The sequence below is a fragment of the Blautia wexlerae genome (assembly GCF_013300825.1).
GTDB classification, from domain to species: domain Bacteria; phylum Bacillota; class Clostridia; order Lachnospirales; family Lachnospiraceae; genus Blautia_A; species Blautia_A wexlerae_B.
On record NZ_JAAIMY010000031.1, the window covers coordinates 1 to 15,826 of the forward strand.

The 15,826-nt window shown below is 42.7% G+C and carries 13 protein-coding genes; 4 read left to right on the forward strand and 9 right to left on the reverse strand.

The window, feature by feature from the left end; translation table 11 throughout:
• Positions 1-477 precede the first annotated feature (477 nt).
• Together G4417_RS13550 and G4417_RS13555 are read right to left on the reverse strand one after the other, a co-directional pair.
• The gene (locus tag G4417_RS13550; protein WP_306441525.1) at positions 478-894 is read right to left on the reverse strand and encodes an acylphosphatase; all 417 of its coding nucleotides are present in this window, start codon (positions 892-894) and stop codon (positions 478-480) included.
• A gap of 106 nt (positions 895-1,000) precedes the next feature.
• Positions 1,001-1,519 carry a nitroreductase family protein gene (locus G4417_RS13555; protein WP_173683859.1) on the reverse strand — a complete coding sequence of 173 codons (519 nt, stop codon included), beginning with the start codon at positions 1,517-1,519 and terminating at the stop codon, positions 1,001-1,003.
• Between the two features lie 219 nt (positions 1,520-1,738).
• Between G4417_RS13555 and G4417_RS13560 the strand changes: the two genes are divergently transcribed.
• The 3 genes from G4417_RS13560 to G4417_RS13570 all read left to right on the forward strand — a co-directional run bounded on the left by G4417_RS13560 (position 1,739) and on the right by G4417_RS13570 (position 4,858).
• The gene (locus G4417_RS13560; RefSeq protein WP_118575258.1) at positions 1,739-2,935 is read left to right on the forward strand and encodes a DUF4317 domain-containing protein; all 1,197 of its coding nucleotides are present in this window, start codon (positions 1,739-1,741) and stop codon (positions 2,933-2,935) included.
• Complete coding sequence (locus G4417_RS13565; protein ID WP_173683860.1) at positions 2,925-3,725, forward strand: HAD family hydrolase; 801 nt, start codon at positions 2,925-2,927, stop codon at positions 3,723-3,725. Before G4417_RS13560 ends, G4417_RS13565 begins: the two co-directional genes overlap by 11 nt.
• A gap of 71 nt (positions 3,726-3,796) precedes the next feature.
• Positions 3,797-4,858 (forward strand): GGDEF domain-containing protein, encoded by a 1,062-nt coding sequence (locus tag G4417_RS13570; protein ID WP_173683861.1) that lies wholly within the window; start codon positions 3,797-3,799, stop codon positions 4,856-4,858.
• Between the two features lie 128 nt (positions 4,859-4,986).
• On the opposite strand, the gene G4417_RS13575 is transcribed toward G4417_RS13570, so the two are convergent.
• The 3 genes from G4417_RS13575 to pth form a co-directional block, all read right to left on the reverse strand.
• Positions 4,987-6,225, reverse strand: a complete 1,239-nt coding sequence (locus G4417_RS13575) for a peptidylprolyl isomerase (protein WP_243872155.1) — start codon at positions 6,223-6,225, stop codon at positions 4,987-4,989.
• A gap of 122 nt (positions 6,226-6,347) precedes the next feature.
• Entirely contained in the window at positions 6,348-9,668 is a 3,321-nt protein-coding gene (gene mfd / locus G4417_RS13580) for a transcription-repair coupling factor (RefSeq protein WP_173683862.1), read from the reverse strand.
• 100 nt (positions 9,669-9,768) lie between these two features.
• The gene (gene pth / locus G4417_RS13585) at positions 9,769-10,350 is read right to left on the reverse strand and encodes an aminoacyl-tRNA hydrolase (RefSeq protein ID WP_173683863.1); all 582 of its coding nucleotides are present in this window, start codon (positions 10,348-10,350) and stop codon (positions 9,769-9,771) included.
• 101 nt (positions 10,351-10,451) lie between these two features.
• Between pth and G4417_RS17775 the strand changes: the two genes are divergently transcribed.
• The gene (locus tag G4417_RS17775) at positions 10,452-10,523 is read left to right on the forward strand and encodes a DUF6783 domain-containing protein (protein WP_368196888.1); all 72 of its coding nucleotides are present in this window, start codon (positions 10,452-10,454) and stop codon (positions 10,521-10,523) included.
• On the opposite strand, the gene G4417_RS13590 is transcribed toward G4417_RS17775, so the two are convergent.
• The 4 genes from G4417_RS13590 to glgB form a co-directional block, all read right to left on the reverse strand.
• Complete coding sequence (locus G4417_RS13590) at positions 10,516-11,466, reverse strand: GTP-binding protein (RefSeq protein WP_008707706.1); 951 nt, start codon at positions 11,464-11,466, stop codon at positions 10,516-10,518. The genes G4417_RS17775 and G4417_RS13590 overlap by 8 nt on opposite strands.
• A gap of 156 nt (positions 11,467-11,622) precedes the next feature.
• The gene (locus G4417_RS13595; protein ID WP_173683864.1) at positions 11,623-12,765 is read right to left on the reverse strand and encodes a CobW family GTP-binding protein; all 1,143 of its coding nucleotides are present in this window, start codon (positions 12,763-12,765) and stop codon (positions 11,623-11,625) included.
• A gap of 336 nt (positions 12,766-13,101) precedes the next feature.
• A complete protein-coding gene (locus G4417_RS13600) occupies positions 13,102-13,335 on the reverse strand; it encodes a hypothetical protein (protein ID WP_022379952.1) in 234 nt (77 codons plus the stop codon).
• Between the two features lie 212 nt (positions 13,336-13,547).
• Positions 13,548-15,434 (reverse strand): 1,4-alpha-glucan branching protein GlgB, encoded by a 1,887-nt coding sequence (gene glgB, locus G4417_RS13605; protein WP_173683880.1) that lies wholly within the window; start codon positions 15,432-15,434, stop codon positions 13,548-13,550.
• Positions 15,435-15,826: the final 392 nt, after the last annotated feature.

A 15,826-nucleotide genomic window follows, 5' to 3' on the forward strand; every position in this document is an offset into this window, starting at 1 on the left:
CACTAAATCCCCAGCAGCCATCCAGTCTATCTTACACCTGAATTCCAACCATCCTTCCTATATTATGCAGCATCCATATACCATATATACGCAACATCCCGTCCCATTCATACTATATATAGGAAATTTTTCTATTCCACAAAACTAACAGACCACCATCTCTCTTCTCTTTCAGCCAACAGCCAGCAGCCCCAAACAATTCTCTTCGGCGACATTTGCAGGGCCTTTAGAAAATCTTAGCCCGGGAAGATCAGCGTTATTCGCAGATCACTCACTGTCTGAGCCGCTTCGCGGCGAGTTTGAGTTATCTGCGAATGCTTTTAGCTGATCTTCCCGGGCTTAGTTTTTCTTAAGACCCGAAACCGAGCCGAAGAGAATTGTTTGGGGCTGCGTCCCCCTTTAGCAGATCTCCTGGGGTTTAGCTTTTCTTAAGACCCGAAACCGAGCCAAAGAGAATTGTTTGAGCTTGCGTCCCTTTCATCTGGAATAAAACCCACTCTCAACCTCCACCGGAATCACCCTCTCCTCAATCCCCTCAATCTCAATAAACCTCTGCCGCCCCAACATCTCCACCATCTGCGCAAGCAGCTCCCTGCTCCCCTGCGCCTCCATCTCCACGCGGTCATCCCAGTTATTTCTCACCCAACCGGTAACCCCCAGAGAACTGGCAATATAACAGGCCCGATAGCGAAATCCAACTCCCTGCACTCTCCCCGAAAACCAATAATGCTTCCTTATCAGATTCTCTCTCATCTCCGAACCTTTCCCATCCTGAACATCATGCTTTTTCCAGACTCCCCGGCCTTTCTCATACTCCTCAGCAATCTCCTCACCTGTCTCAGAATCCTGCAGAAACGTTCTGTACTTCTTTCTCTTAAAATCAAATATACTCAACAGTAACCCTCTCTCACAGCTACTGTGCCGGCAACTTAATTTCCCGAACATTCTCACATCTTTCCTGCCAGCCTGTTTCAGGAATCACTCTGCCGCCACACTACAATCACACCCTGATCACAAATCCGTCTTTTCTCGCTTTCGCTTTCGGATATTCCCCGGAGCGATAACCAAGCACACAATGACCAATTCCAACATAAGACTCTGGCACACCCCACTCTGCCTTCAATGCCTTTCCTTCTTCAGAAGCAAACACCTCTCTTGCACGATGAATCCAGCAGGAATCAACCCCAAGGGCATGAGCAGCATTCATCAGATTTCCCATAACCAGGCTTCCATTTTCCACACAGGTAGGCATATTACTGTCTGCAAAGACCACAACAACTGTCGGTGCCCCATAGAACGGATCACTCTCAGTCCCCATCACATCCGCATTCATTTTAGAAAGCCTCGCAACAAGTTCCGGATTCTGTGTTACTACCATAAGTGTACCCTGTTGTCCCATTCCGCTTGGTGCGTATTCCCCTGCTTCAAGAATCTCATTCAACACTTCTTCCGGCACCAGATCTTCTTTATAACCACGTACACTTCTTCGCTCCAAAAGATTTTTTATTGTTTCATTCATGTCTCATATCCTCCTGTATTTATTTTCATCACTGTCAAAGCAACATTACTGTCCACCACGTTCTCAGCAACACAGCCAGGCAACAATATCTTCCTATATTATAGCACTACATCTACCAAAACTCACCTGTATTTCCCATAATTTTCAGGCAAATTTCCTTGCCCCTGCATCACAACTGGTCTATAATAAAGAACAGACTAACATGAGGTATAAAACTATATGAACAAAAAAGAAATTTCTGAAATCAAGAAACAGTTCACTCCTGAGAACTGTTCTCTCACCCGCATCTGCGGATGTTACGTTGACGGAGAAAAGAATAAAAAAACCGAACTGAAAGAAGCATTTCTCTCTTTATCAGAAGAAGAAATGTTCAAATACTTTGAAATTTTCCGCAAATCCCTTTCCGGAACAATAGGAAAAAATCTGATGAACATGGAATTTCCTCTCGAGCAGGAAACTGAGGGCGGAACTCAACATTTTCTTATGAAACTGAGAGAAAGCAAACTGACCGATGATGCACTGGTAGAAAGTTTCTACGATAAGATCATTGAAAACTATGATTATCCCGAAAACTACTACATCATCCTGATCCATGGAGTATATGATATCCCCGGAAAGTCTTCCGACGGTGCAGAAATGTTTGATGCATCTGATGAGATTTATGAGCACATCATGTGCTGTATCTGTCCTGTAAAACTCTCTAAGGCAGGTCTTTGCTACAATGCCGAAACCAACAGCATCCAGGACCGTATCCGCGACTGGATCGTGGAACTTCCGGATGTTGCTTTCCTTTTCCCGCAGTTTAACGACCGCAGCACTGACATCCATGGTGTCCTTTATTATAGTAAAAATGCAAACGAGCTTCGGGATATTTTTATCGATGAACTGCTTGGATGTACAGCACCTCTTTCTGCAGGAGGACAGCGTGATTCCTTTAACGCACTGGTTGAAGATACTCTGGGCGACGACTGCAGATATGACACTGTATTAAGCATTCACGAGAAATTAAACGACCTGATCGAATCACAGAAGGATGAGCCGGAACCTGTAGTTCTGACCAAATCTGAGGTAAAACGCCTCTTTGAAGAATGCGGCGTAGAAGATGAAAAACTACAGTCATTTGATGAACAATACGAGATCACAGCCGGGGAAAAATCCTCTCTGGTTGCTTCCAACATCACCAATACAAAAAAATTCGAGATCAAAACCCCGGATGTTGTAGTCCACGTAGATCCTGAACGTGCCGATCTTGTGGAAACACGCGTAATTGACGGACGCAAGTGCCTTGTGATCCCAATGGAAGGCGAAGTTGAACTGAACGGAATCCGCGTACATACAGGAAATGAAAATCCTTCTGATGACGAATTTTATGACAATACAGACACTGAGACAGAGGAGACATCTGATGGAGAATAATCGTAAACTCTTATTTTTTGACATTGACAAAACCCTGTTAACCCCTTACCCATGGACAGTTCCGGACAGTGCGAAACAGGCTTTAAAAGAAGCCCGCTATAATGGTCATCTCCTTTTCATCAATTCCGGACGTACCTATACAATGATTCCGGAAATCATTAAAGAAATGGGATTCGACGGCTATGTATGCGGATGCGGCAGCCAGATTTATATGAATGAAGAGCTTTTGTTTTCCAGTTCTATTCCAAATCCGCTTTGCCGTAAAACAACAGAATTACTGCGGGAATGCAGAATTCCTGCGTTTTTTGAACGCCCGGATAAGATTTTATATGACAGCAGTTCATGTGCTGTTCCTGAAACTGTTCAGAAGCTGAAAGCAGAAGTTATAGTAGAAGATCTGGCTCTCTACCCGCCCGAAACATACAACCATTTTACATTTGACAAGTTTCTGGCTTTTCCGTCTGCTGATTCTGATATGGAAACTTTCCGCAAATTTGCAGATGAACATTTTCTGTGTTTCATACATGAAGACAAGGCCTGGGAACTGACTCAGAAAAATCTCAGCAAAGCAACCGGAATCCGGTTTCTGGCAGACCGCCTTGGGGTTCCGGTCAAAGATACCTATGCATTCGGCGACAGCACGAACGATCTTCTTATGCTGCAGTTCGCCGGAAACAGCATCGCAATGGGCGACTCGGATCCCCTGATCCTGCCTCACTGCACTTACCAGACAACCAATATCGAAGATAACGGAATTGCCAATGCTTTGAAGCATTTCCGTCTCATTTAACCCAATATAAAAATAACGTATCCTAATCTTATTTACGCCTGCGTTATTTTTGTATGCTCAGGAGAATAATTATGGGTATGATCAACCATAAATTTGACGCAGAAACCACCCCTTTGTATTTTTATTTCGCATTGAAACGCTCCTATGAAATCTATGCTGTATATTTTTTATTACTCATCATCTGCATCACAGGTTTCGGATATCCGCTTCATACACTTCCTGCTGCAGGCTGGCTTATTGTATGTCTTCTCGCAAGGCACTATATAAACCATACATTCATACGATGGAACCTTTTGTTTTATGTTACGATCTCCGCAGGATGGATTTGCTATTTTCTCTACTATTATGGATGGGAAACCGGTGCGACAAGCTTTATTTTACCATTAATGCTGGTTTCCATGTTTTCGCTGTACGATACATTATTTAATAAAATTGCTTTTACAGTCTTTTTATTTGTTATGCGAATGGCTCTGTTTTTCCACTGCCAGACTCATCCTCCTGTATATGTTTTTACCGGAATTCATATACTGATCATACAGATTTTAAATACAGTTGTATTCTTCGTTGTCACGAGCGTGATCTGTATATCTTTCAGTTCCAATCTTCAGAAAGCCGAACAGCATCTGATGTTGTATAATATTGAGCTTCAGCAGCAGGCCGGAACTGATCCGCTGACTACACTTTATAACAGGCGCCGCATGGAAGAAGTTCTCAAAAACCATATCAGGGCAAATCCAAACGAGAATTTCAGTATCGCAATCGGTGATATTGATTTTTTCAAAAAAATTAACGATACTTATGGACATAACTGTGGTGATCAGGTATTAAAATCCCTCTCGGATTTATTCAGAGAAAAAACTCTCGGAGCAGGACACGTGTGCAGATGGGGAGGGGAAGAATTTCTTTTCTTTTTTCCCGAAATGAATCTTGATAATGCCACTGCCCTTATGAATGAAATCAACATCGCAGTAAGCAAATGTATTATAAGCTATAAAGATATTACCATCCATGTAACCATGACTTTCGGCGTAGAGGAGAACGATTTTCAGTCCAGTATCTCTGATATTGTAAAACGGGCAGATGACAAACTCTATTACGGAAAAACACATGGACGTGACACTGTTATTTCCTGATTTTTTTACGTTACAGCAATTCCAACAACTCAAAAACAGCTATGTGAAAACACTCAGGTTTTCATCATAGCTGTTTTAATTTACAATACTCAATTCCTATCAGCAGGCTACTGACAGTTCGGATTTTCTTATTTAGCTGCTTCTGTCGGTGTTGCTTCCGGTGTTTCAGTAGTTTCTGCTTCTTCCTCTGCCGCAGGTGTCTCAGTCACATCTGTATCTTCTGCTGCAGGTGTTTCTGTAACTTCCTCTGTTTCCGGTGTTGGCGTTACCTCTTCTGTCACCTCAGGTGTCGGTGTCTCCGGAATCGGGGTAGGAGTCGGCGCCATGAAGGTATGTTTGTCAGTGATCTTAAGCGTCTTAAGGACTTTCTTAACTACCTTTACATCTGCCTCATCCAGCCATTTAGCAGTTGTATCTGTAAAATAGGTACTTTCTTTGGAATTCTGAAGAGATTCTCGCTTGGAAGCTGTGGCATCTTCATCATTGATCTTGTCAAGTCTTACTACATAGTATCCTGTGTCAGTCTCAATAATATTATCTGCAACTTCTCCGTCCTTCAGTCCTCGCAGAACCTTCAGAACCTCATCCGGATATGCCTCGCTACTGGAATCTTCATCCTTATCTTCGCTCTCTTTGGTTGTAAAGTTACCCTGTACTGCAGAATAACTGTCATCTACACCCTTGGCAATCTCACTCATGTCTGCTGCAGGATCTTCTTTCATCTTGTCAAGAATCTCCTGAGCCTGTTCCTTCTTGGTCTCCTTCTCTTCATCAGTTACATCATCACCGCTTGTAGAAATACTTACATAAGTGAAGGTTGTCTGATTTGCCTCATCATCAGAAACTGTGATATTTCCTTCTTCCACAACCGGATCATACATCTTCTTCTGAATTGTCTGAAGCTCCAGAAGTGTTTTTACCTGATCCTCAGTTACCGCAAGTTCTTTGATTGTCTCTTCGCTGTTTGCAGCCATAAACTGTGACGCTGCATCTGCAATTGCAGTTTCATCGTCATCTGTAAGCTCTACTTTATAATCCGCTGCTTTCTCTTTAAGAACATACATCTTCTCAATAGACTCCAGACTGCTTGTCACTGCCTGATCACCATAAGTCTCATCTGAATCATCACCGGCAGTCTGATCCCAGATATTATCTGCACTTCCCATATAATTCAAATACATGGTTGTTGTCTGCTGCTGCTGTTCACGGGCATAAAGACTTACAACTCCAAGCGGAATATCTGTTCCGTCAACAGTAGCCACTGTCTTTGTTCCATCTAATGCTTTACTTCCACAGCCGGAAAGCATACCAACTGACATCACACCTGCCAACGTCACAACGGCTGTTCTCTTTACCATTTTTTTCATTTCTTCCTCCATATTATCAATCTGGTCTTTCTTCCATACCACTTTCCCAGAATGTACTGTTATTAGAGTATAAACTTTTTTCCTGCGAAGGGCAAGGCAAATCGAAAAATATGTAGTATATTTCACATATTTTCCGCCATGCTCTTAAGCTCCTCTGCAAATTCTGTCAATGCCAGGATCAGGTTTCCCTGTGGTTCCAGGATGAATTTCGGTTCCTGTTCATTCTTAAACTGCAGTCCTCTTCTGTATTTCTGCATAAGCGCAGGAAAGCCCTCCGTATTCAGTTTTGCCTTCTCATAGAGTGTAAACCGGACTGTTTTTCCAGTCTGCTTTATTTCTGTTACATACCCCTGATGAGCAATAGCCTTTAACTTTGCAACAGCCAGAAGATTCAGCACTGCCTTTCCAGGCTCCCCGAAACGATCCAGAAGTTCTTCCAGCATATCATCATAATCCTGCTGTGTCTCAATCCCTGCAATTCTTTTATAAATATCCAGTTTCTGAAATTCATTGCTGATATAGGAATCCGGAATATAGGCATCCACATTCAGGTCAACCGACGTCTCGAAGTCCTCCATCGTATGGATTCCCTTCGCCTCTTTTACTGCCTCACTTAGCATTTTGCAGTAAAGATCATATCCAACCGCATTCATATGTCCATGCTGCTGCGCACCCAGAAGATTTCCAGCACCTCGAAGTTCCAGATCTCTCATAGCAATCTTAAATCCACTTCCCAGATCTGTATACTCACGGATTGCAGCCAGCCGCTTCTCAGCCGTCTCCTTCAGCATCATATTCTGTCTGTACATCAGAAACGCATAGGCGGTTCTGTTGGAACGCCCGATTCTTCCCCGAAGCTGATAAAGCTGAGAAAGCCCGTATCTGTCTGAATCATGGATAATCATAGTATTTACATTGGAAATATCCAGTCCTGTCTCAATGATCGTAGTGGAAACCAGCACATCAATATCCCCGTTTACAAAGGAATACATCACATTCTCCAGTTCCCTCTCGCTCATCTGTCCATGAGCAAAGTCCACCCTTGCGTCCGGCACCAGCTTCGCAATACGCAGGGCAACATCTGCAATATCCGTCACTCGATTATAAACATAATAAACCTGTCCGCCTCTGCGCAATTCCCTGTTGATAGCCTCTCGGACTGTCTCTTCATCATATTCCATAACATATGTCTGGATCGGCATTCTGTCCATAGGAGGCTCCTCCAGGACACTCATATCCCGGATTCCGATCAGGCTCATATGAAGAGTACGGGGAATGGGCGTTGCAGTCAGTGTAAGGACATCCACATCCTTCTTTAACTGCTTGATTTTTTCCTTATGCGTAACTCCAAACCGCTGTTCCTCATCAACGATCAACAGGCCAAGATTTTTAAACTGTACATCTTTGGAAAGAATTCTGTGCGTTCCAATGATCACATCTACCTGACCTTTTTTCAGATCTTCGATTGCCTTCTTCTGTTGTGCCGGAGTCCGGAATCTGCACAACAGTTCCACACGCACCGGAAATTCCTTCATCCTCTGGACAAAGGTATTATAAATCTGCTGTGCAAGGATTGTGGTAGGTGCAAGATAAGCTACCTGTCTGCTCTCCTGCACTTCCTTAAACGCAGCACGCAGAGCCACTTCTGTTTTGCCATAGCCCACATCTCCACAGATAAGCCGGTCCATAATCTTAGTGCTTTCCATATCACGTTTGGCATCCTCAATGGCACTGAGCTGATCCTCAGTTTCTTCATATGGAAACATCTCTTCAAATTCCTTCTGCCATACAGTATCAGGACCACAGACATATCCTTCCTTTTCCTGACGAACCGCATAAAGCTCTACCAGCTCCTTCGCAATATTCTTAACTGCACCTCGAACCTTGCTCTTTGTTTTATTCCACTCCTGAGTGCCAAGTTTATTCAGTTTCGGAGTCTTTGCCGCATCTGCACCCGAATATTTCTGCAGACAGTCAAGCTGTGTGGCAAGAATATAGAGGTTGCTTCCACCTCTGTATTCAATCTTAATATAATCTTTGACAATTCTGTCTACTTCAACTTTCTCAATCCCGCGATAAATACCAAGACCATGCTTCTCATGAACAACAAAATCACCAATGGAAAGCTCAGCAAAATCCTGAATACGGTTTCCGCTGTAATTTTTTTTCTTCTTTTTCTTCTTCTGTTCCTGTCCAAAGATGTCAGATTCTGTCATTACCGCAAACTTGATCAACGGATATTCAAAGCCCTTCTTTGCATGGCCATAAACCACCATGATCTCGCCCGGACAGATTTCCCTGTCATAATCCTGGCCATAAAAGGCTGCCAGTCCCTCTTCCTGAAGATCCTTTGCCAGCCTCTCGGCTCTTGTGCGGGAACCGGAAAGCAGTGCGATCCTGTATCCCTGTTTCTTGTACTGATGAAGGTCTTTTACCAGAAGTTCAAAACTATTGTTATAAGCATTGACTGATTTTACCTCCAGGTAAAATTTTTCCCGCACTTTCCAGCCTGCCTGTTTCGGTTCCAGCGCACATACAGAAATACAGTTGCGTTTATTCAGTTCTTTTTGAAGCTGTTCAAAAGAGCAGAGCCAGTTTTCCGGCAGATTCCGGCTACCTTTTTCCTCTCTGTGCATACGGCTCTGTCTGTACTCTTCTTCTACAGCCCCGCCTTTCTCAGTCAGTCGGTTTGGTTCATCCAGAAAGATTATGGTTCTTTCCTCCGGAAAATAATCCAGGAAGGAAACCATATCCTTGTCCCCTATATGCTCCACCGCCGGATAGATCGTAATCTCTTCCAGCTTTTCCAGAGAACGCTGACTCTCCGGATCAAAACTCCGGATAGAATCAATCTCATCTCCCCAAAGCTCAATTCTCCATGGATTTTCCTCAGTAAGACAGTAAATATCCACAATACCACCGCGCACAGAAAACTGCCCGGGCATTTCCACCTGTCCTGCCCGCTCGTAACCCAGAGCCACCAGCTGATTCTTCAACTGTTCTGTGTCTACGGTGCTGTCACTTTCGTAATGGATCAGTTGTTCTTTTATCTTTTCCAGAGATTCCAGAAAATCCATACATCCGTCAATGCTTGTAACAACTGTCAGTTCTTTCTCTTCCAGTAACGCCTTAATAACCTTCATTCTCTGACGTATCAGAAGATTTCCATGGATATCTGCCTGAAAAAACAGAAGATCCTTTGCCGGATAAGAATACACTTTTCTGTCATAGAATCTGTAATCCTCATAAATTTCTCTGGCGCGTCGTTCGTCCTCAGCCAGGATCAGGCGATAAGATATCCCCTCTGAAAGTCCGTATATCAAATGAGATTTCTGCGATTCCATACATCCGGAAACCTGCAGAATCCCTTTATTTGTTTTGCTCTTTTCTTTAATCTGTTCAAACTCTGCAAGCCCCTGCAGAGGTGTCAAAAATGCTTTCATCTTCACCCCTCATGATCCTTCAACGTAATAAAAGCGGCTTCTGTTTCCAGTTACCGCTTTTTATATCTTTTTACTGAACAATCATCTGTTTCCTGTCCGCTTATTTCTGTACAGGTACTTTCCTGTTATATTCATTCATGGCTGCATCTGCCCCCTGTGAGATTATGATATCCACAGACTTTGCAGCTCTTCCTATAGCTTCATCCACAAGTTTCCTGTCCTCTGTGGAAAATCTGCCAAGTACATGGTCTGCCAGATCCCATCCCTTGGGCTTGGCACCAACTCCTACTTTGATACGAAGAAATTTCTCCGTACCAAGCTGGCGGATAATATCTTTGATTCCGTTATGTCCGCCGGCACTTCCCTGCTTGCGGATACGGAGCTGTCCGGGCTCCAGATCAATATCATCATAAATAACAATAAGTTCTGATTCCGGATCAATTTTAAAATAATTCGCCATCTCACGGACAGGACCGCCACTCAGGTTCATAAAAGAAAGCGGCTTCATAAGAATCACTTTCTCCCCGCCGATCATAGTTTTGCCATACATGGCATTAAACTTCACACCACCCTGAGGAACATTATAATCTTCCACCAGACTGTCAATCGTATCAAAGCCCATATTATGGCGCGTTGCCTCATACTGCTTCCCGGGATTTCCCAGGCCAACTACTAAATACATATATGTGTCTCCTGAATAATTTAACACCATTTTCCGGAATTACCATACCTGTCCTGATGTCAAATTTATTTTTTTAACATACTCTAAAGTGTGTTTAAAAAATCAATCCCGCAAATTGTGACGCACATCTTGCAGAAAGCATTTTTCAAATACACGCTAAGATAATTAATTAAAATATACCATTTCTTCCTTAAGTGGCTCGCATTCTTTCACATCACTTGCATAAAGAACAATGCCCTCGCCCTGATATTCTGTACGATTCTCAAACGCAACCTTCGCTGTTACTTCTACCCAGCTGCCCTCTTTGATATGCGGTGCATAATCGCTTCTGCACACATATCCAAGGAAGGTGGTATCATCTGCGCAGCAAGTCATTGCCACACGTCCCGGAACAAAGAATTTGCTTCCCATTCCACGTGGTTTCATGACACGTCCTTTAAAGCGGACAATTTTGTCTACATATTTATCCGGATTATCCATGGCATCCACAAACCAGATACCATAATCTTCCGGCGGGATTTCAATAATCGGTGCATTGATATCAAACGGCATCTCATCCTGGAAAATGTCGTCCATCTCGCCCTCTTCATTTTCAAAAATAACCTCTGCGCTCTGATTTGCAACCTTAATCCCTCGTCTGTATGCAGGAAGCGGATCTCCTTCTTTACAACGGTTAAATACAACCATATCTGTATTTCTGATCATATCCATGAACAGAGATTTCATATTTGCCATATATACCTGATAGGTTGTTGCATCCACACAGGTAATTTCCTGCTCAATGCCCCAGCCTTCCGGAAGCTCCATCTGCTCAAACTTACTTACAAGCCACATTCCGTTGTACTCGATCACAACACGCTCCGGCTGATGAATGATATCCATGGCAGCCAGACGCTGTGGTGTCAGATCTTCTTCATCCTCGATCACTTCCACAACTGTGTTTGTAAGTTTCAGTTTATCCATATCATATTCTTCTTCGCCTTCTTCGCAAAGGATCAGCAGAGTTTTGCCGTCAATGGCAAAATACTCCTGCTGCAGTGTAAAATCCAGAAAAGTAGTCTTTCCGCTTTCCAGGAATCCTGTAACCAAATAAATGGGAACTCTGATATCATCCATCATATAATTTATTCCTTTATCTTTATCCTGATTCTGTTATTATCTGCCGAAATCGTTCAGTCTCGCATCTATGACACAGGATTTCATGCTCCGATGAGCTGAATCCAGATGCAGTATTTTAGAGGATTGCCATAAATCGCTGCTTCCTCATGATCATTATGCAAGCCCGAATAATTCTGCAAGTTTATCTTCTTTCAGTTTAGAGCCGATTACGCAGAGACGACCTGTGTATTCCGGTGCACCTTCACGGATTTCTGTTTCCTCCGGAACCATGTCAAAATAAATCCATGTTCCGTCTTCTGCAGGAAGCATTCCCTTTGCACGAAGAATAATACCGTAATCTTCTGAAGCGGAAAGAGCCTCAAGCATCTTCTCAAGACCTTCTCTTGTGTATTTCTTAATCGTCTCACGTCCCCAGCTTGTAAATACCTCATCTGCGTGATGATGGTGATGATCATGATGATCATGTCCGCAGCCGCATTCATGGTCGTGATCGTGGTGATGATGCTCATGGTCTTCGTGATCATGTCCGCAGCCGCATTCATGGTCGTGGTCATGGTGATGATGTTCATGGTCTTCGTGGTCATGTTCACAGCCACATTCATGGTCGTGATCGTGGTGATGATGTTCTCCATGTTCATGTACATGTCCGCACTCCGGGCATACCTCTTCCTCAGACATCAGTTCTTCCTCAAGAGATACCGGTTTCTCCATAACCTCAAGGATTTTCTTTCCGTCCAGTTTCTCAATCGGAGTGGTGATGATAGCAGCTTTCGCATTAATTCCACGAAGAAGTTCCATTGCCTGCTGCGCTTTCTTCTCATCAATGATATCTGTACGGCTCATAATGATCGCACCTGCATATTCAACCTGATTATCAAAGAACTCACCAAAGTTTCTCATATACATTTTGCACTTCTTTGCATCAACTACAGTTGTATAGCTGTTCAAAACGATATCCACATCTCCCTGAACACCCTGTACTGCCTTGATAACATCTGAGAGTTTACCAACACCTGATGGCTCGATCAGTATTCTGTCCGGATGATATTTATCCACAACCTCTTTCAGAGAAGTGCCAAAATCTCCCACTAATGAACAGCAGATACATCCGGAATTCATTTCCCTGATCTGGATTCCCGCTTCCTTCAGGAAACCACCGTCAATGCCAATCTCACCAAATTCATTCTCGATCAGTACAACCTGCTCATCTGCATAAGCCTCTTTCAGAAGTTTCTTAATCAATGTAGTTTTACCGGCTCCAAGGAAACCGGAAATAATATCAATCTTAGTTGCCATTGTCTTATTTCTCCTCTTCATTAAGATTTATATTTCTGAATAACTGCCATATAGCCGTCATTTTTTATATTCTGCCATTTTTATGAACAAACAGAATAACTTTTGGAACTTCCATCATTATCTATCTGTTTATATATTTACCTGCAACGTACTCATTATACATAAGATATCCAATGTATTCAAGTCTGCCATTAACGCATTTTGACCAGGAAACACCTGTGCCCCCTGGTTTACAGATATCCTGCAGTTATTCAATACTTTCAGAACAACCTGCCTGTTCACATCAAAGAAAGGGGCATGATCCACCATCATGCCCCCTCCTGTATACACTAATGATCAACCGTTGATCATAAAGCTCATTAATTTATCAATATCGTCTTTCTCATAAGCAACGATCTCAAGTTCCGGAATCTCTCCACCTGAGAAAATGTTTGCCAGAGATACATACTGGGATAATTTAGATTTAAGGTTCAGTCTGTCACCTTCGCCTGTTACTAATTCTACTCTGCCTTCGCAGCTGTCAACTACAGAAAAAAATTTATCAATATCTTTAATGTTAGATACTTTCATGTCCGTTCTCCTTTCAACATGGAAACCATTATTCTCTCTATTTCTTATGTTCGCGATAATTATAACTCAGATAAATTCCAAAAGCAATTATTTATATTTCACGAATTTTTCATATATTATCAGCCTTACTCTGCAATATTATCAAATAAACAGCATGCCTCTGACAATAATTCTCTCAGATATTTACATATAGCCTGAAATCATCCCCAAAATTAATATGTAAAAATCGCAACCCCATAAGCCGGCAACGGATATGCGAAGGAAAACTCTCTGTTATCGCATTCCTGTTTTACTGCCTTAAATATCTTTGGTTGCTCCAGAAGTCCATTCTCGTCCATGATCAGCTTGTACTGTTTTTTCTTCGGAACACCAACCCTGTAATCCGGACGGTCAACAGGTGTAAAGTTAACTACGTAAAGAATATTGTTTCTCTTTGTAGGAGACTTTCTCACAAAGCTGAAAATACTTCTGTCCCCGTCATCAGCATTGATCCACTCAAATCCTTCCGGATCATTATCACCGGCATAAAGTGCAGGATATTTCTTATAAATAGTCAGTAGATCATGCACATAATTCTGAAGTTCCTTGTGCGGCTCTTCGTTCAGGAGGAACCAGTCAAGTTCCCTCTCCTCACTCCACTCACGAAGCTGTCCGAATTCCTGTCCCATAAACAGAAGCTTCTTGCCCGGATGGCAGTTCATAAATGAATATGCAGCCTTTAAATTCCTGAATTTGTCCGGTAACTCTCCCGGCATCTTCTCAAGCATGGAGCATTTCAGATGAACCACCTCATCATGAGAAAGAACTAATACATATCTCTCGCTGTATGCATATGACATGGAGAAAGTCATCTTATTATGATTAAATTTACGGAAATACGGATCCAGCTTCATATATTCCAGGAAGTCATTCATCCATCCCATATTCCACTTCAGACTGAAACCAAGTCCGTCCTTCTCCGCATCCCCTGTAACCATCGGCCACGCAGTAGATTCCTCAGCGATCATCACAGTTCCATGATTCCTTCCAAGTACTACTGTATTCAGATGCTTAAAGAATTCAATAGCCTCCAGATTCTGATTTCCGCCATATTTATTTGCGACCCATTCTCCATCCTTCTTACCATAATCAAGATAAAGCATGGAAGCAACAGCATCCACACGAAGTCCGTCTACGTGGCACTCCTCCACCCAGTAAAGGGCATTTGCAATCAGGAAGTTCTTAACCTCCGGGCGTCCATAATTATAAATCTTGGTACCCCAGTCCGGATGTTCTCCCTGTCTCGGATCTGCGTGCTCATACACTGCAGTTCCGTCAAAGTTTGCAAGACCATGGGCATCTTTCGGGAAATGTGCAGGTACCCAGTCAAGGATAACTCCAATCTTATTCTGATGTAAATAATCCACCATATACTTGAAATCCTGTGGTGTTCCATATCTGGAAGTCGGTGCATAATATCCGGTCACCTGATATCCCCAGGAACCGTCAAAAGGATGCTCTGCGATTCCCATAAGCTCTACATGGGTATATCCCATTTCCTTCACATAAGCTGCCAGGGCATGTGCGAATTCTCTGTAATTATAAAATCCTTTTTCATTTTCCTCTGACTGCGGATGTTTCTTCCATGAACCCGGATGAACCTCATAGATTGCCATAGGCTCTACCTGCTCATCAAACTTCTCTCTGTTCTTGATCCATGTGGCATCCTTCCATTTATAGTCTGTGATATCTGTGATCCTGGAGGCTGTACCCGGACGGAGTTCAGCTTCATTTGCATAGGGATCTGCCTTATAAAGCTTCTCTCCATGCGCACCCACGATAAAGAATTTATACAGCTGTCCTATCTTCGCTCCCGGAACAAACACTTCATAAACACCAATCGGCCCAACCTTCTCCATCGGGTTTGCTTCTTCCTCCCAGTCATTAAATTCACCGATTACAGAAACAGACTGTGCATTCGGTGCCCAGACCGCAAAATATACACCCTTTTTTCGTCTGTATGTAGTCGGATGGGCACCCAGTTTCTTGTATACTTCATAATTGGTTCCCTGTCCAAATAAATATTGATCCAAATCCGTAAATTTCATACTCACACCCATCTGGAGTCCTCCCTTAACTTCGGTTTCTATCTTTTTACAGATACTGATTCCATAAAATAATGCCGTAACAGAATCTCTTACACTGCTGTTCACTCTCTTCTCAGTAACGTAGCCAAAATTCATTCCAGATTGCCTGCGGCAATGGAATTTTGGCGTGTGAACAGTAACTATCTTACAGCAAGTTCAATCAGGAATACGAACTGACTTTTAGTCATTCTATAAGCCCTATTATACCAATGGACATTCCATACGTCAATTAAAAATATGTATATATTCAACAATTTTTTAATATATTTTATGTATTTTTTGTAAAAAACATAAAGAGCAAAGAAGTGCCTTTGCTCTCTTCTTTGCTCTTTCGTATGTTCGTAATTACTCTGTATGATCCACAC

Excerpts from the sequence above, each read along its gene's own strand:
- G4417_RS13565 (WP_173683860.1), top strand. The coding sequence starts at position 2,925 with ATGGAGAATAATCGTAAACTCTTATTTTTTGACATTGACAAAACCCTG.
- pth (WP_173683863.1), bottom strand. The coding sequence starts at position 10,350 with ATGTATTTAGTAGTTGGCCTGGGAAATCCCGGGAAGCAGTATGAGGCA.
- G4417_RS13590 (WP_008707706.1), bottom strand. The coding sequence starts at position 11,466 with ATGGATGATATCAGAGTTCCCATTTATTTGGTTACAGGATTCCTGGAA.
- G4417_RS13600 (WP_022379952.1), bottom strand. The coding sequence starts at position 13,335 with ATGAAAGTATCTAACATTAAAGATATTGATAAATTTTTTTCTGTAGTT.
- G4417_RS13560 (WP_118575258.1), top strand. The coding sequence starts at position 1,739 with ATGAACAAAAAAGAAATTTCTGAAATCAAGAAACAGTTCACTCCTGAG.
- G4417_RS13595 (WP_173683864.1), bottom strand. The coding sequence starts at position 12,765 with ATGGCAACTAAGATTGATATTATTTCCGGTTTCCTTGGAGCCGGTAAA.
- G4417_RS13555 (WP_173683859.1), bottom strand. The coding sequence starts at position 1,519 with ATGAATGAAACAATAAAAAATCTTTTGGAGCGAAGAAGTGTACGTGGT.
- G4417_RS13570 (WP_173683861.1), top strand. The coding sequence starts at position 3,797 with ATGGGTATGATCAACCATAAATTTGACGCAGAAACCACCCCTTTGTAT.
- G4417_RS13575 (WP_243872155.1), bottom strand. The coding sequence starts at position 6,225 with ATGAAAAAAATGGTAAAGAGAACAGCCGTTGTGACGTTGGCAGGTGTG.
- glgB (WP_173683880.1), bottom strand. The coding sequence starts at position 15,434 with ATGGGTGTGAGTATGAAATTTACGGATTTGGATCAATATTTATTTGGA.
- mfd (WP_173683862.1), bottom strand. The coding sequence starts at position 9,668 with ATGAAAGCATTTTTGACACCTCTGCAGGGGCTTGCAGAGTTTGAACAG.